Raw genomic sequence first — 20,832 nt, forward strand, 5'->3', positions numbered from 1 at the left:
ACTCGGTCCTGGGGGCCCGCAAGATGCACGTGATGCTCAACCGACCCGAGGCCGCCGAGCGTCACGGTGCCGGTCACGTGGCCCGGTGCACCGTCGAACGGCTGATGGCCGACCTGGGTCTTCACGGCGTCAGACGCGCCAAGTCGCCCAGGACGACCCGCTCGGCCCCTCCGGACCGGTGTCCGGCCGACCTGGTCAAGCGCCACTTCGAGGCCTTCGCCCCTAACGAGCTGTGGGTCGCCGACATCACCTACGTGCGCACCTTCTCCGGGTGGGTCTATGTGGCTTTCGTGACTGACGTGTTCTCGCGGCGGATCATCGGCTGGCAGACCTCCACCGGCCTGTACACCGACCTGGCCCTGGACGCCCTTCAGATGGCTGTCTGGCAGCGAAGACGTCAGGGGGTCGACCTCTCGGGCCTGATCCATCACTCCGACCGCGGCGTGCAGTACCGGTCCATCCGCTACGGGCAGGCTCTGGCCGACTGCGAGGCGGTCGCCTCGGTGGGGTCGAAGGGAGACTCCTACGACAACGCTCTGGCCGAGGCGCTGAACTCCTTGTACAAGGCCGAGCTCATCCGTAACCAAGGACCCTGGCAGGACATCGACGCCGTCGAGGTCGCCACCGCCGAGTGGGTCCACTGGTTCAACACCATTCGCCCTCACTCCGCCATCGGCATGCGCACCCCCGCCGAGCACGAAGCCGCCTGGGCCCCCGACACCCACCGCCAGGAACAACTACAACCAGCCACCACCACATCCAGCTAAACCAGCCTCCACAAAACCCGGGGCTTGACAGTGGGTCTCATGGGCAGGTACGACGCGCGCAAGCTGCTTCTGGTCATGTGCTCCATCGGGGTCGCGCTCTCCTTGTTCGCGATGGTGAGCGTGAACATTCTGGGAGTGCTCGCCATCATCTCCCTATCCGCGTGCATCTCCCTCCTGTTCCCCACCATCTACGGGGAGGCCCTGATGGGGCTGGGGGAGGACACCAAGTACGGGGCTGCCGGTCTGGTCATGGCCATCATCGGTGGAGCCACCATGCCTCTGGTGCAAAGCGCCATCATGGACCGAACCTCTGCCGCGGTGTCCTATGTGGCGGTCGCCGGTTGCTTCCTGGTGGTGGCTGCCTACGGGCTCTACACGCTGCGCACACCAAGACCCATCAGCGCAGCCTGACGGCGTCTTGGTGACATCCATCTCGGGGCACCTGCCATCATGTGCTCTCTCCGCCCACTTCGTACCAAGTGGGCGGAGAGAAGACTGTGGAGTCAGTGCAGACGCTCGGCCAGGACGATCCCAGGGCCCAGTGCGGTGGGTGCCGCCGTGAGCAGGCCGTGATCGTGGCTCACCTGCGTCAACTCGTCGCCGGCCCTCGAGGAGCCCCAGTCGAACTGCTCGGGCAGGCGGTCGAGTGGGACCTCGACGTCGTCCAGTGCGAAGAGGACGGCATGGTCTCCATGAGACATGAGTCGTGCCCCCGGGAGCGAGCCGGTCCGTTCCATGAGCTCCGGAGAGGGTCGGGACAGTTCCGGCCTCGCCGCACGCATCCAGGCACCCAGCCCCTGCAGGCAGGCCCGCTGAGGGCCGGGAATAGTGCCGTCCGCGCGCGGACCGACATTGAGCAGAAGGCGTCCTCCTCGTGAGACCACGTCGACCAGGTGACGAGCAGCAGCGGGCCCGGTGAGGTATTGCTCGTCTCCCTCCAGCCGGTTGTAGCCGAAGGACAGCCCGATTCCGCGACAGTTCTCCCACCGGTCCGCGGCCTCGGATCCGCGCATCGCCTGATACTCGCTGGTCTCGTAATCGGAGTGGAACCCGCCGAATCGATCGTTGATAACGCCCTCCGGGCACAGCTCATAGTAGTGCTCAAGCAGTGTTCCCAAACCGTAGGGACCGAAGTTCTTGGCGCAGTCGGGCCATTCGATGTCATTCCAGAAGACATCAGGACGATATCGTTTGAACAGGTCAAGGCAGTGGCTGAAGATATAGCGGCCGTACTCGGGGTCAACGGTCCTCGCAAGAAGCTGCAGATCCTCCTCAGTCAGGATAACGGGAAAAGGGCGATAGTGCCAGTCCACGCCGCCCGAATAGTACACTCCGAATCGCATTCCCGCCTTGCGCGTCGCCCGAGAGATATCCTCGATGAGGTCCCGTCGAGGGCCGCGATGGACCGTGTTGCGTTCGTAGGTATCAGGGGCCTCCCACAGGGTGATGCCGTCGTGATGCTTGGTTGTCGGAATGACGAGCCCCGCCCCGGCCTCCTTGAATAGGGAGGCCCAGTCGTCAGGATCGAAGTGCTCTGCGTGCCACATGTCCAGGAAATGGTCGTATGGCAGGGAACCGTAGGTCTCTCGATGGTGTCTTCCTGCCGGACTGCCTGGAATACGTATGGTGTTGAAATACCATTCGGCGTAGGAGTTGTGGGTGAACCACGTCTTCTCGTCGGGCTCCGTGCCAAGCTCTCCGTGAGGCTCGGCCCAACTGGGTACTGAGTACGCCCCCCAGTGAATGAAGATTCCAAGAGGTGTCTCATCCAGCCACTTCGGTTGATGAGTTCCGAGGCGGGTTCTGTGCTGTGACGCAGTGGGCCGATTCATGGATTAACGACCTCCGAAGGCGCCGAGGGTGACACCCTTCTCCAGCTGGCTCTGCAGGAAGGTGACGATGAAGAAGGACGGTATGACCGACATGGACACGGCGGCCATCATGGGCCCCCAGTCGGTTCCCCTCTCACCTGAGAACATCTGAAGTCCCAGTGAGATCGTGGCCAGGTCTGCGTCATTGATGACAATAAGCGGCCACAGGAACGTGGACCAGTAGTCGATGAAGGAGAAGACTCCGACGACGAGCACCGGAGCCCTCAGTAGCGGGATGAGGATGTGCCAGAGAATCTTGAGATCGCCGGCCCCGTCGATCCTTGCCGCCTCCTCGAACTCCAGAGGCAGGCTCAGGATGAACTGTCGGATGAGGAACGCTCCGAAGGCGCCGAAGGCGAAGGGAAGGATGAGGGCCGTGTAGCTGTTGACCAGCCCCAGACGTTGGAAGCCGATGTACAGGGGGATGACGAGCACCTCCTGCGGAAGTACCAGGGTTCCCAGAAACAGCATGAACAGGTGGTCGCGAAACCGGAACCGGAGTCTGGCGAAGGCGTACGCGCTCAGTAGCGAGACCGTCATGGTCAGGGCGGCTCCGCACGTCGAGACGAGAATCGAGTTCAGGATGATGCGACCCAGGGGGATCTGGCGAGTTGCCTCGGTGTAGTTGTCCCATGCGAGGCGTGAGCCGGTGAAAGAGGCTCCGGTGGAGAACACCTCGGACGTGGGCTTGAGGGAGGACGCCAGCATCCAGGCGAAGGGGAAGAGGAACGCTATAGCGATCAGCGTGAGCAGGGAGTAGGAGACAATCCTGCTGATCCTGGAGCGATGCTCAAGAGTCATAGTTCACCCACCTCTTCTGCTGGCTGAACTGAAGGGCTGTCAGCAGCATGACGATAACGAATAGTACCCATGCCAGGGCGGAGGCGTACCCGAGCTTGTCGAAGGAGAATCCATTGCGGTACAGGGCGAGTACGATGGTGTTCGTCGACTCTCCTGGGCCTCCTTTGGTGAGGAAGAACGGCTGGGCGAACACCTTGAACGCCCCAATGACCGTCATGACGGTGCAGAAGAAGAAGGTGGGAGACAGGATGGGGAAGACGACCTGAAAGAATCGTCTCATTCCTGTCGCGCCATCAAGCTCGCTCGCCTCAAGGACTGACGGGTTGATCCCGTTAAGTCCTGCAGTAAGGACGACGATATTGTATCCAAGTCCCTGCCACAGGCTCATGATAACAAGGGAGGTCATCGCCAGGCCCGGGTTATTAAGCCAGGGGAGAGGTGGAACTCCTATGCTGTTGAGTGCAGAGTTGACAACTCCGTCGTCATTGAGAAGGAGGCGCCAGATCAATGCGTTTCCGGCCATCGGAGTGACGACGGGGATGAAGAAGATGACGCGGAGGGCGCGAGAGAACCTGCTGGGCAGATGCTGTAGCCAGTAGGATATTCCGGTGGAGATGATGAGGTTGGCCGCCGTGTACAGCAGCGCAAAGACTACTGTGTTTCTGAGGATCGTATAGAAGGCCGGGTCCTCACCGGAGAACATTCGCCGATAGTTGCCAATGCCGACGAACTCCGACGTCCCTAGAAGCGACCATGAGAACAATGAGATGATCAGTGATGCGATCAGAGGGACGGCGATGAAGATGATGAATCCGGTCATTCCGGGGGCCAGGTATGCGAGGATGCGCAACCTGCTTCGGAGCCCTCCGCGGGCCCTACGGCTTTCCGCGATGGTGGCTGTCCCCATCAGCCGGCACTTTCTTGCAGGTCCTTGAGGATGTCCGCGGCGGTGCGTGAGCCTCGATAGCCCTCGGGGCTGTACTGGGTGAATGAGGTCACGATCTGGTTCCAGTTGGCTGGTGTCACCAGGGGGGTGCCATGGTCCAGGAGGTACTTGATCGCATCGACGTTCCCGGCCGGCTTGCCCTCGGCCCATCCGTCGATCTGGGAGCTGATCGACGGCACTGTCCCACGAGTACGTGCCACCTTGCCAACGACCTCGGGGCTGACCAGCTTCATAATGTTCTTGAACGCGGCGTCCTTGTCCGGGCAGTTCTTGCCGATGCCGAAGCCTGATCCCTGGATGACGCCGATGGCCTGTCCGGAGTCACTGGGGATGACGCATACGCCCAGGTTCTCACCGAGCTGCTCGGCGAAGGTCGAGTACATCCAGGGGCCGTCGATGAGGGAGGCGGCCTGACCGGATGTGAAGGCGCCCTGCGCAACCTCGTCGCCGTCCGAGGCGGAGGGGGCCTTGGCGTAGCCGTTCACGGCAGAAAGATCGAAAGCCTTCTGAACCGCCGAGACGAAGGCGGCGGAGGTCAGGGAGAGGTTGCCCTTGTCGTCGAGCGCGGTGGCGCCATCGGCGTAGGCGAATGCCCCGGGGGCGGTGTCCATGAGGCTCGGCTTGATGGCCATGCCGACCTTGCCGTCAGTGGTCAGGGCCTTCATGTCTGACAGGAACTGCTCGTAGGTGTATCCGGTCGTCGGCTCCGTCAGGCCCGCCGCGCTGAAGGACTGCCGGTTGTAGAACATGACGCAGGGCTCGGCGTCGTAGGGGAGTGCGTAAAGCTTGCCGTCCACCGTCATGCCCTCAATCATGGCCTTGTTGAAGACCGACGTGTCGACCCCGTGCTTCTTGATGAGATCGTCCAGCGGCTCCATGATGCCGACGAGCTCCTTGGTCCGGGCTGCCTGCGTGGTCAGGATCCCCGGAGCGTCGGCGGCCGTCATTCGAGTCTTCGCCTTTGTGAAGTAGTCGTTGTAGCTGGGACCCGAGAAGTCCAGCTTGAAGCTGGGGTCGGTCTCTTTGACGGCGTCGACGAAGGCCTGCCACTGGGCGCGGTCCGACTCGCTGGACACCCAGGTGAACATCTGGGTTGGGGCGTTCTCGTTCTTGCTCTTGCCCGATGAGCACGATGACAGCAGGACCGCTCCAGCGCCGCTGAGAAGCGATGCTGAGATGAGGGTACGGCGGGAGAGTGATGCTGGGGTCATGGTCTTCTCTCTTCGTTGAGCGAGCGGGGCTGCCTCATTGCTGCTGCCGCTGTGGTCCGACGTTCTCGTCGGAACTGGTGAATGATGGTGCTCACATTAGTTGGGTCACAGAAAGGTGTCAAGCCTTGTAACTTGCTGAATTGATGGCAATTAAGCGCGATAGTGGTCGCTCATGAGTGTCCGCGGATGTCCGGTGAAGGTCTGGTGAAGGCAGAGAATAAAGTGAGCGCTGACATCCGGGTTCTCGTCTCCTCCTCTGGTCAGCTGCTGGAGGGGCGCGTGCTGTGCGTGGGGGTACGACGGTTGCGGGCAGCCTGACGGGCGCCGTCCCCGCCGGACACCGACCCTGGGAGGAGTGCGGTTCAGACGCCTACCGTTGACGACCTGACGACTAGCCGCGGCTCGAGAGAGATGCTGTGGGGCGGCTCGCCCCCGACGAGGTCGTCGGACAGGCTCAGCGCGGCCCGTCCCAGGGCGTCGAAGTCCTGCGTGATACTCGACAGGGACGGAGTCGCCCAACGTGCCAGGGGAATGTCGTCGAAGCCGATGACGGCGACGTCGTCGGGGATCCGTACGCCGGCGGCGAGCAGCTCGTGGCACAGGCCCAGGGCGATGTCATCGTTGCCGGCGAAGACGGCGTCGGGCAGACCGCTGTCGAGCAGACGCCGAGCAACCCTGGCTCCGGCCTCTCCCGTCCAGGAGTCCGTTCCCACCCAGCGACCAGGGACTCCGGCCTCGGCGCACACCGACTGGTAGGCGGCGAGCCGCTCGGAGGCGTCCTGCCACGACAGGTCCCCGGTGACATGGAGCGGTCGTGTGCGCCCCTGGGCGAGGAGGTGCTCTGTCGCCAGCCTGGCCCCCATCGCCTGGTCGATGGAGACGGTCGACAGCGTGGAGAACTCGTGCTGACCCGAGATGATGGCAACGACAGGGCCTCGGTGGCGCTGAGACGACAGGATGGCCAGGACGTCGGCGCGCTGGGCGAGGACGACGGTGGCGGCAACACGGTGGCCGTGAAGATGGGCAAGAGCCTCCTTGACCGACTCCGGCGATCCGTCATCAGCGGTGGCGAGAACGAATGTGTCTCCCCGCTCGCGAACGGCCCTGGCAATTGCGGAGAAGGTGGAGGCCATGCCGTGGGAGAGCCCGGCAGTCAGAAGGATCCCGACGGCCCCCGAGGATCCCGACGCCAGCAGACGTGCCGCAAGATTGGGCTCGTAACCCAGAGCCTGGACGGCGGCCAGCACCTTCTGACGCGTCTCAGGGCGGACCGACGGGTGGTTGTTGAGCACGCGGGAGACGGTCTGAGACGAGACTCCGACGGCGTCAGCCACGTCACTGAGGGTCACGCGTGTGGGCACAAGGAAAATATTAGCAGCGCCTTCGCACAGTTCTGAGACATCGGCGGGCGCCGGGTTCGAGAGGCGTCGTGCTGTCGTGGAGCGTGAATGCGGGTGCGCCGTTGAGGAGGACAACGCGGCGCGCGTCCCCCGCGACGACACGCCCAGCCAGTAGCGTGGCCGCATGAGCCTGGCCGTCTACCCCGGAAGCTTCGACCCCCTCACCCTGGGGCACGTCGACATCGCCGCCCGTGCGACCGCGCTCTTCGACGTCGTCGTCATCGGGATCGCCCACAACGCGGCCAAGGCCGGGCGCCACCTGCTCGACGTCGAGGAGCGCCTGTCCCTGGCCAGGGCCTCCACCTCCCACCTGCCCGGTGTCGAGGTGGACCTCGTCCCCGGGCTGCTGGCCGACTACTGCCGCCGGCGCGGCGCGAGCGCCGTCATCAAGGGGCTGCGCAACGGCAGCGACCTGGACGCCGAGCTCCCCATGGCGCTGCTCAACCGGGACCTGGGCGCGCCCGAGACGGTCTTCCTGGTCGCCTCGCCCGCCCACGCCCACATCTCCTCCTCCCTTGTCAAGGACGTCGCGGGCTACGGCCGGGACGTCTCCGCACTCGTTCCACCCGCCGTCGCCCGCGCCCTGGAGACCCGGCTCGCCACCGGCGCGCCACAGCCGGTTCAGCAGGGCGACGTGCCAGGACCCGTCCCACCCGGAACCCCGCCAGGCCGCTTCGTCGGCGCCGACCACACACGAGAGGACCTACCGTGACGACCAGCCGCGATGCCGGAGACGACCTGCTGCACATCCTCGACGAGCTCGACGAGCTCATCACCACCGCGCGCTCCATGCCGATGAGCGCCTCCGTGATCGTCAACCGGGAGGCCGCCCAGCACCTCATCGACCGGGCACGCGACGCGGTCCCCACCGCCGTCCACCGCGCCGAGAAGATCGTCGCCGACGCCGACGCCGTCCTGGCCGAGGGGCGCGCCGAGTCCGAGCGGCTCGTCCAGTACGCCCAGGAGGAGTCCGAGCGGCTGGTGGCCGGCGAGAACATCGTGCGCATGGCCAACGATCGGGCCGACAGCATCGTGGCCGCCGCCGAGGACAAGGCCGCCTCCCTGCGCCACGGGGCCGATGAGTACTCCGACCGGACCCTGGCCTCCCTGGAGGCCGAGGTCGCCAAGGTCGCCGAGCAGATCCGCGCCGGCCGAGAGGTCCTGGCCGGCCGTCTGGGCGACGGTGTGGACCAGTCGGTGGAGGTCCAGGAGCCCGTCCGCCGCCGCTCCGGCTGGTCCGTGGACCCCTCCGCCCGCTGAGGCACCGGCGTCGCCGGCCCACCGGGTACGCTCGCACCAGACACCTCGTCCATCACCTCGCCGACGACGGACACCGTCTCAGACGGCGCGGTCAACCCGTTGTGGAGGAAACCATGTCAGGACTCGTCGTCGATATCGTCGACCTGCCCCGTGCCACCGGCTCGGTCAAGAACCTGCGGATCCGCACCCCCGCCCCCGCCGATCTGGGCACCGAGGTCATCGGTGTGCCCGAGGGCAGCGACGTCGCCCTCGACGTCACCCTGACCTCGATGGACGACGGCGTCCTGGCCCGTGCCGACGCCGACCTCCACCTCCACGGCGAGTGCGTGCGCTGCCTGCGCGACCTCGACGAGGACCGTACCGTGAGGATCGACGAGCTCTACCTCTTCCCCGAGGCCATCGAGGCCCAGCGGGCCGAGGGCGATGAGGAGGCCGACGAGCTCCTCGCCGTCGGGAGGACCACGCTGGACCTCGAGCCCGCCCTGCGCGACGCCCTGGTGCCCACGCTGCCGTTCCAGCCCCTGTGCCGCCCCGACTGTCCGGGGCTGTGCCCCGACTGCGGGCAGCGGCTCGAGGACCTGCCCGCCGACCACCACCATGAGGTCCTCGACCCGCGCTGGTCCGCGCTGGCCGGTCTGCTCCAGACGGAGAGCGACCAGCGGACCGACCAGCAGAGCGACGGGGACGACGAGCAGGACAGTCGGGAAGACGCGCAGAGGGACCAGTCCTGATGGCCCGACGCCGCACCGCCCCGCCCGCGCGCACCGACACCGAGGCACTCGTCTACCGCTGGGGTCCCGGCATCGACGCCGAGCTCCTCGACCTGGCCCTGACCCACCGCTCCTACGCCCATGAGAACGGCGGCCTGCCCACCAACGAGCGCCTGGAGTTCCTGGGCGACTCCGTTCTGGGCATCATCGTCACCGAGTACCTCTACCGCACCCACGCGGCCGTTCCCGAGGGACAGCTCGCCAAGATGCGTGCGGCCACGGTCTCCGAGCCGGCCCTGGCCGCGGTCGCCCGTGACCTGGGGCTGGGGGAGTTCATCAGGCTCGGCAAGGGGGAGGCGCTCTCGGGCGGACGCGACAAGGACTCCATCCTGTCCGACACGGTCGAGGCCCTCATCGGGGCCACCTACCTCACCCATGGGCTTGAGGAGACCCGCACGGTCGTCACCCGGCTCGTCTCACGCTTCCTGGACTCGGCCCGCACCCGCGGTGCGGGCCTGGACTGGAAGACGAGCCTCCAGGAGCTCACCGCGGCCCACCAGCTCGGCAACCCCACCTACGAGGTGACCGGCACCGGCCCCGACCACCAGCGGGTCTTCGCCGCCAGCGCCATCGTCGACGGCCAGATCATGGGACAGGGCACGGGCAGCTCGAAGAAGATCGCCGAGCACGACGCCGCCGAGGCCGCCTACGCCGCCATCCTGGCCGCACGCGGCGACGGCGGACTCGACCTGCCCGGGGTCAACGAGGCCCTGCGCGCCGACCTGCTCACCCAGCAGGCCTCCCGGCAGAGCTGATGCCCGAGCTCCCCGAGGTGGAGGTGGTGCGTGCTGGGCTCGCCCGGCACGTGACCGGACGCACCGTCACCCGCGTCGAGGTCCTTGATCCGCGCCCCCTGCGCCGCCAGGACGGCGGGGCGCAGGCCTTCGTCAACCGACTCACCGGGCGCACCGTCACCGCGGCCGTCCGGCGGGGGAAGTTCCTGTGGCTGCCCCTGGACGACGGCCACGCCCTGTCGGCCCACCTGGGCATGAGCGGCCAGCTGCTCGTGCGTGGCACGGCCTCCGCCACCGGAGCGGGACCCGGCCCCGAGTCAGCGAGCGCCGCGGCCTTCCTGGCCGATCCGGGCGCTCGGCCCGGCGGGCGTCCGGTGGACCTCAGCGCCACCGTCCAGCCCCGTTACGTGCGGGATCTTTCGATCTCCCCGCGCCACCTGCGTGTACGCATCCATCTCAGTACCTGCACGAGCACCGACATCAGTGCCGGAGGAGGCCAGTCCGTTCCGGGCCCGGGCTCCGGCGCGGTCCTCGACCTGGTCGACCAGCGCATGCTCGGCGGGCTGCACGTCGTCGAGCTGGTCCCCACCGCCGACGGCGCCCCAGGCGGGGCGGGCAGCCCGGAGCCGCTGCTGCCGGCCGACGCCACCCACATCGCCCGTGACCTGCTCGACCCCGCTCTGCAGCGCACCGGTCCCGGCGGGGTCGTCGCCCGGGTACGCGCCTCGAAACGCGCCATCAAGACCCTCCTGCTCGATCAGGGACTCGTCTCCGGCATCGGCAACATCTACGCTGACGAGGGCCTGTGGGAGGCCGGGGTGCACGGGCTGCGCCCCGGATCGGCCCTCGGTCCCCGGGTCGTGGCCCGGATCCTCCGGTCCACGGCGGAGGTCATGGCCAGGGCCCTTCAGGCCGGCGGCACGAGCTTCGACGCCCTCTACGTCGACGTCGAGGGGGCCGCCGGATTCTTCGCCCGTGAGCTCAGGGCCTATGGGCGCCAGGGCCTGGAGTGCCGTCGCTGCGGGGCCGCCATGGCCCGTGAGGTCCTGGCAGGGCGCTCCCACACCTACTGCCCCCGCTGTCAGACCCGGCCGCGACGGCCCGTCCGATCGCAGCCGACCCCGAGAGCCCCGAGATAACGGTGCAATGACGCAGCTGTTCATGTGACGTAGGTCCCCGGCCCCTGGTAATGTCATGAGCATGTCACACACCCCCTCCTCGGAGATCGTCCGCGTCATGATCGTGGACGACCACGAGATCGTCCGCCGCGGCATCGCCGAGATCATCGACCGGGCCGACGGGCTCGACGTCGTCGCCGAGGCGGGCTCCCGGGCGGAGGCGGTGCGCCGCGCCGAGCTGGTCCGCCCCGATGTTATCCTCGTGGACCTTCAGCTGCCCGACGGCACGGGGATCGAGCTCATGCAGGAGCTGCGCGACTCGGTGCCCCAGGCCCTGCCGATCGTGCTGACCTCCTTCGACGACGACGAGGCCCTGGCCGAGGCCCTGGCCGCCGGGGCCCGGGCCTACCTGCTCAAGACCGTCCACGGTGCCGAGATCAGTGACGTCGTGCGGGCCGTCGCCTCCGGCCGTGTCCTGCTCGACGAGCGCACCGTCACGCGTCGTCGGGCCGACCATGACGATCCCACCGCGGACCTGACCAATGCCGAGCGCAAGGTGCTCGACCTCATCGGCGACGGCCTGTCCAACCGGGAGATCGGTGAGCGCCTCGGGGTCGCCGAGAAGACGGTCAAGAACCACATCACCTCGCTGCTGGCCAAGATGGGCCTGCAACGACGCACCCAGGTCGCCGCCTGGGTCGCCGGCCAGCGCGCCTCGGGCTGGCGCAACGGCTGACGCCGCTCGTCCGGCCGCCGGGACCGGCGGCCGGCTTCCAGGACTCAGCGCAGCCGACCGCCCCCGCCCAGCGGCACCCGCCAGGTGAAGCAGGTGCCGCGGCGCTCGCCGTCGGAGCGGGCCCGCGGGCCGATGACGAAGCTGCCGCCGTGGCGGCGGGCCCGTTCGGCCATGTTGGCGGTCCCGGAGCGGCGCTTGACGGACGGGTTCACCCCGATGCCGTCGTCGCGGCAGACGATCTCCACCACCGGGCTGCCCCGGAAGGGCTCGGCGTCCCCCGAGGCGTGACCCTCATCGTCCCCCGGACCGCAGCACAGCTCCGAGCCCGGAAGCACCCCCTCGATCTTGACGTCCACCGTCACCGAGGAGGCGTGGGCGTGGCGGGCCACGTTGCTCAGCCCCTCGCGCACCACGGCCACCATGTCGTCGGCGATGTCCGGGCCCACGACGGCGTCGACCGAGCCGATGAGCCGGTCCTCCTCGTCACGGTCCACCTGGGCCAGGCCCCGGCCATCGACGCTCAGCAGGAGCGAGGGGGCGTAGCCCAGGGCGTTGCGGGCCAGAGAGGCCTCCCGCCGCAGCCGCTCGACGACACCGACGTCCTCGTCGCGATCCCGCAAGGAGCGCACGATGGAGCGGATCTGGCCCACGGAGTCGTCCACCGCCTCCAGGGCGGTGCTCAGCACCGAGCACACCGTGTCCAGCTCCGCCTCGGCGCCGGTGCTCTCGTCACCGTCCCGGGCGGCGGCCAGACGCTCCCGGGCCGCCGAGATCTGCATGCCGGTGGCGAAGAGCTGCTGGATGGCCAGGTCGTGCAGGTCCCGGCCGATCCTGGCCCGCTCGTCCAGGAGCGTGGCCATCTCCTCGGCGTGCTGGGCATCGGCCAGCTCGAAGGCCATGGTGGCCTGGCCCGCCACGAGCTCGGCGATCTCCAGGTCCTGGGCGGTGAACGGGGCCGCGCCCGGGGAGCGCAGCAGCAGCATGACGCCCACCCCCCGACCCCGGTGGATCATCGGGGCGTAGAGGGCCGGACCGAACCGGGCCAGCTGGGGGACCCGGAGGTCGCCGCCCCGCCAGGCGTCCTCCAGTGAGGCCACGACGAGGCCCGTCTGGTGGGCCAGGGTGGTCAGGGCCCGGCCCTCGGGCGGGAAGAAGGTGCCGACCAGTTCCTTGGCGTGCTCGCCGTCGGCGATCTCGCAGATCCAGCTCTGCCCGATGCTGGGCAGGATGAGTGCCGCGGTATCGGCGTGGGCGACCTGGCGGACCCGGTGGGCGATGAGGGTCAGCGCGTCGTCCTCCTCGGCGCCCGAGAGCAGCAGCGTCGTCAGCTCCTGGGAGACGGCCATCCACTGCTCACGATCACGGGCCTCGCGATAGAGACGGGCGTTCTCCACGGCCACGGCCGCCGCCTGGGCCAGGGTCAGGACCGCGTCGGCGTCGGAACGGGTGAAGCCCCCGGGTTTGTCGCACAGGTAGAGGTGCCCGTAGACCTGCCCGTGAAGACGCAGCGGCGCGGAGAGCAGGCTGCCGGTCTCCTCGTCCTCGATGGCGCCGGTGAAGGCCGAGGCCCTCCCCAGGTCGTTGTCGATGACCAGGCCGGTGCCCTCGAGCCCGCTGAGCAGGGCGTGCGCGGACGTGTCAGAGACACCCGAGACACCGGTCGCACCGGGGGCCTCGGCGCTGTTGCCGGCTCCCTGTGCCGCGCTGGAGGCGGTGCCGGCCATCTGGGCGAGCTCGTCGAGGGTAGCCGTGGGCACCCCGCTGCACAGCCCGGTGCCCGATCCCTCGGGGGAGGTTCCGGCCTCGACGGCCTCGACATCCATGTCCGCGTGGCTGAGCACCGCGATGGTTCCCCAGGAGGCGCCCGTGATGGAGCAGGCCGACTCCACCAGGCTGCGCAGCGCGTCGGGGACCCGTAGGGAGCTGGTGAGTCTCAGGGCCGCCTGGATGAGGTCGACGGTCGCCTCATCCAGGCTCGGCTGCAGGGCCGCCGCCTGGCGGCCCCGGGTGGAGACGAGCTGGTCGGCATGGACGGCGTAGGCCAGGCGCCCCGCCGCAGCGGTCTCCTCGGAGAGCGGTGCCACCGCCTCCTCGGTTCCTCGGACCGGCGTGTGGGGCTCTTCCGGCTCGTCCTCGGGCACACCGGGGAAGCCGGCGCTCTGCGGGAGCGCGTCTGCTGCGCGCTGCGGGTCGTGTGTCGTCATCGTTCTCAGCTCGTCCGCCTCATGTGGGACGTGTCGTCCTGCTGCCTGTCCTGATCCTCCTGGGAGAGCGACCACCGGTAGGCCTCGGAGACCTCCTGGAGCTCGCGGTGACCGCCCCTGTGCAGGATAGTCGCCGGCACCTGCTCCTCGGCCGCTTGCGATGGGCGTCCCATGACCAGGACCTCGTCGGCGTGCGCCAGGGCGCTCAGGCGGTGGGTGACCAGGAGCGTGCCGCGCCCCTGGCGGGCCCCCACCGTCAGCAGATCGGCCACGAGGCGGTCCGCCGTGGCCGCATCGAGGTGCTCACCGGGCTCGTCCAGGAGCATCAGTGGCGCGGGGGCCGCCAGCGCCCGGGCCAGAAGGAGCCGACGCCGCTCACCGCCGGACAGCGTCGTGGCGTCCGTCCCGATGATGGTGTCGACGCCGTCGGGCAGCGACTCGAGCCAGTCGCCGAGCCCGGCCTGCCTCAGCAGCTCGTCCGCCTCGGCGGGAGCCACGTCCCCCCGTGCCACGCGCAGGTTCTCCAGGACGCTCGTGTGGAAGACGTGCGCGTCCTCCGCGGTCAGGCAGACCCTGGCCGCCACCTCGGGACGGGAGACCCGCCACGGCGGGACGCCGTCGAGCGTCAGCGTGCCGCCCCGGGGCTCCAGCAGCCCGGCCAACGTGGCCAGCAGGGTCGACTTCCCGATCCCCGAGGGACCCACGACCGCCACCCGGCTGCCGACCTCAAGATCCAGGTCGATGCCCTCGGCCACGACCGGGCCGCCCGGCCAGCCCACCGCCAGGTTCCTGGCCCTCAGGCGCGGCCCCCGCCCGGAGGGCGCAGGCAGCTCACGAGCCATGGTGGAGGTCGTGCTGCCGTCGTTGCTGGCGCCGCTGTCGCTGCGGGTGCTGGCCTCGGCCGTCTCGATGAGCTCCACGATGCGGCGGGCGGCGCCGGCCGATCGCACCAGCTGCACACTGGCCGGACCGAGCGCGGAGGTGGCCTCGAAGGCCGCCAGCGGAACCAGGACGATGACCGCCAGCCAGACCGGGCCGAGCTGACCGGCGGCCACGGCGCTCACCCCGACCACCAGGTTGCCCACGACCGCGATCCCCATGGCCGCGACATCCACGGCCGCCGCGATCGCCGCGGGGACCGCGGCCCGGTCGCGCAGCCGGACCAGGCTCTTCTCCCGAGAGGCGACCTGGCGCATGGAGTCCACCAGACGTCCGGAGACGGTGAGCTCCGGAGCACCCTCCAGAACCGCGAGCACCTCGGCGGACAGCTCGGTGGCCTCATTCTGGCGGGCCTGCTCGGCGATCCGGGCGGAACGGAACGTGGCCAGCGGGGCCCCCAGCCCGGACAGCAGCAGGCATGCCGCCAGGATGAGGCCCGCCGGCCAGTAGACGAGACCGATCCCGACACAGGTGGCGGCACCCAGGACGGTCGCCACCGCCGCGGGCAGGTAGGCGCGCACCACGAGGTCGCCGACCGCGTCGATGTCGGCCCCCACCCGTGCCAGGACGTCACCGCGGCGCAGTCCCACGACCGTGTCCGTGCGGGCCGAGGCCAGTGCCTCGTAGAGACGGGTGCGCAGGGCTCCCATACCCCTCAAGGCGGTGTCGTGCGAGACGAGCCGCTCGCAGTACCGCAGTACCGAGCGGGAGATGCCGAAGAGCCTCACCGCCACCGGCGCCACCCCCAGCGCGACGATGTCGGGCATCTGTGAGGCTCGCGCGATGAGCCAGGCCGCCACCCCGGACAGGGCCACGGCCGAGGCCATCCCGGCCGTGCCGGCCAGCACCGCCAGGGCGAAGCGTGAGCGGTCCAGGTGCAGCAGGCCCACGGCCCGGTGCAGCGACCGTCGCTCCCGGGCGGACAGAGTCGGGGAGAGGATGCTGGTCACCGGGCTCACGCCTCCTCCTGCGCTGCGGTCGACTCGTGGGCGGGAGACGGGTCGGAAGAGGTGGCTGCTGGTGACGCCGGCTCCATCGGTTCGCTCGTCACCGGAACGGTCTGCTCGGCCAGTGCGATGAGCGCCGGGCGGTGGGCGATGACCACCACCGTGCGTCCCGAGGCGTGCAGCGCGCGCACTCCGGAGAGGACATGGGCCTCGCTGGCGGCGTCGAGGTGCGCGGTCGGCTCGTCCATGACCACCAGGGGCGCCGTCGAGCACAGGGCCCGGGTCAGGGCGAGTCGCTGGCGCTGGCCCACGGACAGGCCCACGCCACCGCTGCCCACAAGGGTGTCCCATCCCTGCGGCAGACCGGCCACCACCTCATCGAAACCGGTGGCCTGGGAGGCCTCCACCACTGATCCGGGCACGGTCTGCGAAGCGTCCGGCGCCGTGCCGGGCAGCACGTTGTCCAGCACCGTGCCCGGGGTGATGGTGGGGCGCTGGGGGACCCAGGCGATCTGCTCCCACCAGGTGACCGGGTCGATCTCGCCGAGATCGACGGCTCCGTCCGGTCCCTCGCCGTCGGGCACGACCCTCACCCGGCCCCGGTCAGCGGGCAGCAGACCGAGGAGGACCTGCGTCGTCGTCGTCTTGCCCGCACCCGACGGCCCGGTCAGGGCCACGAGGCCGCCGGGGCGGATCGTGGCACTCAGCCCCGCCGGGGCCCACGCTCCCCGGGCGGCCACGGACACGGCGTCGAGCTCGATCGTGGCCGTGCGCAGGTCGGGGGCCGGCAGCGTGCCGCGCGAGGGGACGGGGGTCTCAAGCACCTCGAAGACCGACTCGGCGGCGGCCACCCCGTTGGCCGAGGCGTGGAACTGGAAACCCACCTGCCTCAGCGGCTGGTACACCTCAGGCGCCACCATGAGCACGAGCAGACCGGTGAACAGGTCCATGCGGCCGGCCACCAGCCGGAACCCGATCTCGACGGCGATGATCGCCACCGACAGCGTCGTGATGAACTCCAGGACCGCTCCCGACAGGAAGGCGATCCGCAAGGTCGACATGGTGGTGCGCCGGTAGGCGCGCCCCAGGGCGCGCACCCGCTCGGTCGGCCCCTGCTCGCGCCCCAGTGCCTTGAGGGTGGGCAGCCCCGAGATGAGGTCGAGCACCTGGTCCCCCAGGACCTTCATGGCCTCCAGCCGCTCCTGGGAGACGGACTGGGTCATCCGCCCGATGAGGATCATGAAGATCGGGATGAGAGGCAGCGTGCACACCACGGCCACCGCGGCGGGCCAGTCCTGGGTGATGAGAACCAGGACCGTGGCCGGGGTGACGGTGGCGGCCAGCACCAGCTGGGGAAGGTAGCGGGTGAAGTAGGGCTCCAGGTCATCCAGGGCGCGAGTCAGCAGCGTGGCGGTCCCGGCGCCGTGCAGGGCCTGCCACCGCGGACCCAGCCGAGCGGCGTGCTCCAGGACCAGCCGTCGCAGCTCGACGATCGTCCCTGCCGCGGAGCGGTGGGCGTGAAGCTCCTGCAGGAGAACCACCAGCGCCCGGGCCACCACGACGCCGCCCAGGGCCATGACCAGACCCCTGACCGACGCCGGTCCGGCACCGTCGGAGATGACCGCGGAGACGGCGCCCGAGATGAGGAACGCCTGCGCCACCACCAGCACGGCGGTCACCATTCCGGTCACGGCCGTGGCTGCGATGTATCTGCGCGCTGAGCGGGCGTAGCGCATCAGCCGGGGGTCGAGAGGCTTCACCCTCCCAAGGATAGGGGAGTAGGCCCTAAGGCCCGACACCTCCGGCTGATGCGCTCAGCAGCGCTCCACGTCAGCTCAGTAGCCGAAGTGCGCCTCGGGCTGGGCGGAGTCCCGCACCAGCGTGGGGTGCAGCCCTCCCTGGTTGGGGTTGATGCTCTCGGCGCTGATGCGCGAGGCGAACACCTTGTAGCTCCAGACCGTGTATGCCAGGACGCCGGGGACGAACACGGCGGCGGCGACGGTCATGATGAGCAGCGTCGTGTCGGCGCTCGCGGCCTGCTGGATCGTCAGCGAGTAGGCCGGGTCCACCGAGGAGCGCATGACGTTGGGCACCATCGCGGCGAAGATGAAGACGACGGCGAAGGCGATTCCCACGAAGTGCAGGGCGAAGGCCCGTCCCTCCTTCCCGGCGCGGCCGGCCAGCAGCGAGCCGATGAGGCCGGCCGCCGCGATGACCAGCGGAATCCATGACAGGACACTGCCCGAGTAGGCCAGCTGCGCCCACAGGGCCCAGGCGGCGGTGACGGCGGTGGCCGCCGGAGCGAGCCCGCGTGAGAGCCGCAGAGCCCGCTGCGAGAGATCACCGGTGGTCTTGAGGGCCACGAAGAGCGCACCGTGGTTGAGGAAGAGCAGGCAGGTGACGACTCCGCCCAGCAGGGTGAAGGGCGTCACCATGGTCAGCAGACCGCCGGTGATCTGGTGGGCGGCGCCGGGCACGAGCGAGTCCGCCGGGACCTGCCCGGCCGGGACCACGGCGCCGTCGGATATCTGGACGACCTCGATGTGCATGCCCTGGACCAGGTTCGCGAAGGCCACGCCCCACAGGATGGAGGGCAGCCAGGCGCTGATCGTGTGGACCCAGTCCCAGCGGTCGCGCCAGGTCTGGGAGTTGACCTTGGGGCGCCACTCGATGGCGCACACGCGCACGATGAGGCACAGCAGGATGATGAACAGGACGATGTAGGCCCCCGAGAACAGGGTGGAGTACCACTCGGGGAAGGCCGCGAAGGTCGCCCCTCCGGCGGTCAGCAGCCACACCTCGTTGCCGTCCCAGTGAGGGCCGATGGTGGCCAGGGTCGCGCGCCGCTCGCGCTCGTCGCGGCCCAGGATCTTCAGAAGCATTCCGACGCCGAAGTCGAAGCCCTCCAGGGCGAGGTAGCCGATCCACAGGACGGCGATGAGGATGAACCAGAGGATGCTCAGTGTCATGGGTGTCTACCTTCCTCGGTTCAGTAGGCGAAGGACAGGGCCGGGGTGCCCTCGGGCGAGCCCTTGGGCTCGCCGTCAGGGCTCTCCGAGCCCGGGTCATCGGATTCGCCGGCCTTGCCCGGCACCGGTGTGCGCACGCCCTCACGGATGTAACGGCGCAGCAGGACGAACCAGACGACGCCGAGTGCGGCGTACAGCAGGATGAAGATGACCATGGAGGCCAGCACCGTGCCGGAGGAGACCACGGAGGAGACGCCGTCGGCGGTGAGCATGTAGACCTGGGAGACCGGGTCGGACAGGTTGGGCACGATGACCCACGGCTGGCGTCCCATCTCGCGGAAGATCCACCCGAAGGAGCAGGCGATGAAGGGCAGCCACATGGTGGCCAGCGCTATCCTGCCCAGCAGCGGGCGGGAGATCAGCCTCCCGGAGCGGGTCAGCCACAGGGCCAGGACCCCCAGCCCCATCGAGGCCATGCCCAGTCCGATCATGAGGCGGAAGGACCAGAAGTTGACCATGACGTTGGGGCTGTGGTCGACGGTGTTGCCGCGGGCGTCGGTGGTGCCGTACCGCTCCGCGTAGGTGTCCCCGGCCTCCTTGAGCCCGGTGATCTCGGCGTTGAAGTCGTTGGTGGCCATGAAGGAGTAGACGCCGGGCACCGAGATGAACCGGACCATGCCGTCCTCGTTCCTGCAGTCCCCGAAGGCGGCCACGGTGAAGGGCGCCCCGGTCTCGGAGTGGCACAGCCCCTCGGCGGCGGCCATCTTGGCCGGCTGGTACTCGGCGACCAGCTGGCCCTGCATGTGACCGGTGCCGGCGGTGACCAGGCCCGCGGCCACCATGGCGATGGCCCCGAAACGGGTGACCCGCCGCCACAGCTCACGGGCCTCGAAGTCCTGCTCGGCGCGGGCCGCCTTGGTCATCCACCACACCGAGACGCCCATAATGACGGCGCCGGCGACCAGCAGCGCCGAGGAGATGACGTGCAGGACGGTGGCCCATACCAGCTCGTTGGACAGGAGCTTGAGGAAGCCGCTGACGCCGTCGAGCTCGGCGCGCCCCGTCCTGGGGTTGACGACGGCGCCGACCGGGTGCTGCATCCAGGAGTTGGCGGTCAGGATGAAGAAGGCGGAGAAGTTCGTGCCCGCAGCCACGGCCCACATGCACAGGTTGTGGAGCCTGGGGGACAGCCGGTCCCACCCGAAGATCCACAGGCCCAGGAAGACGGACTCCATGAAGAAGGCCAGCAGGGCCTCGAAGGCGAGCGGGGCGCCGAAGATGTTGCCGACGAATCGCGAGTACTCCGACCAGTTCATGCCGAACTGGAACTCTTGGACGATTCCGGTGGCCACGCCCAGCGCGAAGTTGATCAGCAGGATCTTGCCGAAGAACTTGGTGGCCACCAGCCACTGCTTGTTGCCGGTCCGGCGCCACAGCGTCTCCATGAGAGCCACCAGCGGGGAGAGCCCGATGGTCAGCGGGACCAGGATGAAGTGGTAGACGGTCGTGATACCGAACTGCCAGCGCGCCAGATCCAGGGAGTCCAGCGCCATGGGAGAGATGGCCATCCGTGCCACCTTTCGGAGATGACGATGAGATCGATAAGGTGTTCTGTAGAACGTCCTACAGGTCAATAAGGGTATTATAGGTCATCTATGACGTGCTGTCGTGAAACGGATGAGTTTCGATGCGGTGACGACGCTGACGACGACCCCTGCTTTCCTTGTCAAGACTATCGTTCCAAGGGTTGTGTGACGTGGTTTCGGGCTGGGATTGTTGAAGACTGACGATCTTGTGAGTGGGACTGAAGGCCCGTAAGTAACCGGCGGGAATCCACTGAAGACTGACTGAATGCTGAGTGAGAGCTGACTAGGTGATGAGATCTGTGTGTGGAGCGAGAGATGAGCCACCATGACCATGACGAGTCGCGCAGGTGCTTATCTCTGTATGTGTGGGATACTTCGTTCGGCTTCGGGTGCTTCGTACCAGTACCTGGGGCCGCGCCTTCCGACCGACCCTGTCCGAGGACCTTGCGCCGCCTGAGCTGCGCCGCTGCGAGCCCGGTCTGTGTGGACGTCAGGCGAGGCATGCGCCCTTACCGGGCGCGCTCGAGACTTTTTCGCTGCTCCCGCAGGGGAGCACAACCGCGCTGACGCGTC

Annotated in this window: 17 protein-coding genes and 1 pseudogene; 8 read left to right on the forward strand and 10 right to left on the reverse strand. The window is 68.5% G+C overall.

Annotated elements, in window-relative coordinates; translation table 11 throughout:
* Nucleotides 1-32: 32 nt before the first annotated feature.
* Entirely contained in the window at nucleotides 33-767 is a 735-nt protein-coding gene (locus HCR68_RS01920) for an IS3 family transposase (RefSeq protein ID WP_243858890.1), read from the forward strand.
* 30 nt (nucleotides 768-797) lie between these two features.
* A pseudogene (locus HCR68_RS01925) lies at nucleotides 798-1,178 on the forward strand (L-fucose:H+ symporter permease); the annotation flags it as partial.
* Nucleotides 1,179-1,270: 92 nt separating this feature from the next.
* Here HCR68_RS01925 and HCR68_RS01930 read toward each other — a convergent pair.
* The 5 genes from HCR68_RS01930 to HCR68_RS01950 form a co-directional block, all read right to left on the reverse strand.
* The gene (locus HCR68_RS01930) at nucleotides 1,271-2,599 is read right to left on the reverse strand and encodes an alpha-L-fucosidase (protein WP_167145689.1); all 1,329 of its coding nucleotides are present in this window, start codon (nucleotides 2,597-2,599) and stop codon (nucleotides 1,271-1,273) included.
* 3 nt (nucleotides 2,600-2,602) lie between these two features.
* Nucleotides 2,603-3,439 (reverse strand): carbohydrate ABC transporter permease, encoded by an 837-nt coding sequence (locus tag HCR68_RS01935; protein WP_167145691.1) that lies wholly within the window; start codon nucleotides 3,437-3,439, stop codon nucleotides 2,603-2,605.
* Nucleotides 3,429-4,346, reverse strand: coding sequence for a sugar ABC transporter permease (locus tag HCR68_RS01940; protein ID WP_243858878.1), 918 nt, complete (start codon nucleotides 4,344-4,346; stop codon nucleotides 3,429-3,431). The genes HCR68_RS01935 and HCR68_RS01940 overlap by 11 nt, the downstream gene beginning before the upstream one ends.
* Nucleotides 4,346-5,596, reverse strand: coding sequence for a sugar ABC transporter substrate-binding protein (locus HCR68_RS01945; RefSeq protein WP_167145693.1), 1,251 nt, complete (start codon nucleotides 5,594-5,596; stop codon nucleotides 4,346-4,348). Before HCR68_RS01945 ends, HCR68_RS01940 begins: the two co-directional genes overlap by 1 nt.
* 362 nt (nucleotides 5,597-5,958) lie before the next feature.
* Nucleotides 5,959-6,957 carry a LacI family DNA-binding transcriptional regulator gene (locus HCR68_RS01950; RefSeq protein ID WP_167145695.1) on the reverse strand — a complete coding sequence of 333 codons (999 nt, stop codon included), beginning with the start codon at nucleotides 6,955-6,957 and terminating at the stop codon, nucleotides 5,959-5,961.
* Nucleotides 6,958-7,120: 163 nt separating this feature from the next.
* On the opposite strand from HCR68_RS01950, the gene coaD reads away from it, so the two are divergent.
* From coaD to HCR68_RS01980, 6 genes are all read left to right on the forward strand, one after another.
* On the forward strand, nucleotides 7,121-7,708 hold the full coding sequence (gene coaD / locus HCR68_RS01955; protein WP_167145697.1) for a pantetheine-phosphate adenylyltransferase: 588 nt from the start codon (nucleotides 7,121-7,123) through the stop codon (nucleotides 7,706-7,708).
* Entirely contained in the window at nucleotides 7,705-8,256 is a 552-nt protein-coding gene (locus HCR68_RS01960) for an ATP synthase F0 subunit B (RefSeq protein ID WP_167145699.1), read from the forward strand. The genes coaD and HCR68_RS01960 overlap by 4 nt, the downstream gene beginning before the upstream one ends.
* A gap of 113 nt (nucleotides 8,257-8,369) precedes the next feature.
* Nucleotides 8,370-8,987, forward strand: coding sequence for a DUF177 domain-containing protein (locus HCR68_RS01965; protein WP_167145700.1), 618 nt, complete (start codon nucleotides 8,370-8,372; stop codon nucleotides 8,985-8,987).
* Nucleotides 8,987-9,781: a ribonuclease III gene (gene rnc, locus HCR68_RS01970; RefSeq protein WP_167145702.1), complete on the forward strand. Its 795-nt coding sequence runs from the start codon at nucleotides 8,987-8,989 to the stop codon at nucleotides 9,779-9,781. The genes HCR68_RS01965 and rnc overlap by 1 nt, the downstream gene beginning before the upstream one ends.
* A complete protein-coding gene (mutM, locus tag HCR68_RS01975) occupies nucleotides 9,781-10,899 on the forward strand; it encodes a bifunctional DNA-formamidopyrimidine glycosylase/DNA-(apurinic or apyrimidinic site) lyase (RefSeq protein ID WP_167145704.1) in 1,119 nt (372 codons plus the stop codon). The genes rnc and mutM overlap by 1 nt, the downstream gene beginning before the upstream one ends.
* Before the next feature lie 55 nt (nucleotides 10,900-10,954).
* Nucleotides 10,955-11,614, forward strand: a complete 660-nt coding sequence (locus HCR68_RS01980; RefSeq protein ID WP_126413203.1) for a response regulator transcription factor — start codon at nucleotides 10,955-10,957, stop codon at nucleotides 11,612-11,614.
* A 44-nt stretch (nucleotides 11,615-11,658) separates the two neighbouring features.
* Here HCR68_RS01980 and HCR68_RS01985 read toward each other — a convergent pair whose 3' ends face one another.
* The 5 genes from HCR68_RS01985 to HCR68_RS02005 form a co-directional block, all read right to left on the reverse strand.
* Nucleotides 11,659-13,818, reverse strand: coding sequence for a GAF domain-containing protein (locus HCR68_RS01985; protein WP_167145706.1), 2,160 nt, complete (start codon nucleotides 13,816-13,818; stop codon nucleotides 11,659-11,661).
* Nucleotides 13,819-13,823: 5 nt separating this feature from the next.
* Entirely contained in the window at nucleotides 13,824-15,716 is a 1,893-nt protein-coding gene (gene cydC / locus HCR68_RS01990) for a thiol reductant ABC exporter subunit CydC (RefSeq protein ID WP_167145708.1), read from the reverse strand.
* On the reverse strand, nucleotides 15,713-17,464 hold the full coding sequence (cydD, locus tag HCR68_RS01995) for a thiol reductant ABC exporter subunit CydD (RefSeq protein WP_208320475.1): 1,752 nt from the start codon (nucleotides 17,462-17,464) through the stop codon (nucleotides 15,713-15,715). Before cydD ends, cydC begins: the two co-directional genes overlap by 4 nt.
* 75 nt (nucleotides 17,465-17,539) lie before the next feature.
* Nucleotides 17,540-18,673, reverse strand: coding sequence for a cytochrome d ubiquinol oxidase subunit II (cydB, locus tag HCR68_RS02000; protein WP_167145710.1), 1,134 nt, complete (start codon nucleotides 18,671-18,673; stop codon nucleotides 17,540-17,542).
* A gap of 20 nt (nucleotides 18,674-18,693) precedes the next feature.
* Nucleotides 18,694-20,241, reverse strand: a complete 1,548-nt coding sequence (locus HCR68_RS02005) for a cytochrome ubiquinol oxidase subunit I (protein ID WP_167145712.1) — start codon at nucleotides 20,239-20,241, stop codon at nucleotides 18,694-18,696.
* Between the last annotated feature and the right edge of the window lie 591 nt (nucleotides 20,242-20,832).

Source organism: Actinomyces sp. ZJ308, from assembly GCF_011752065.1.
Lineage (GTDB): Bacteria > Actinomycetota > Actinomycetes > Actinomycetales > Actinomycetaceae > Actinomyces.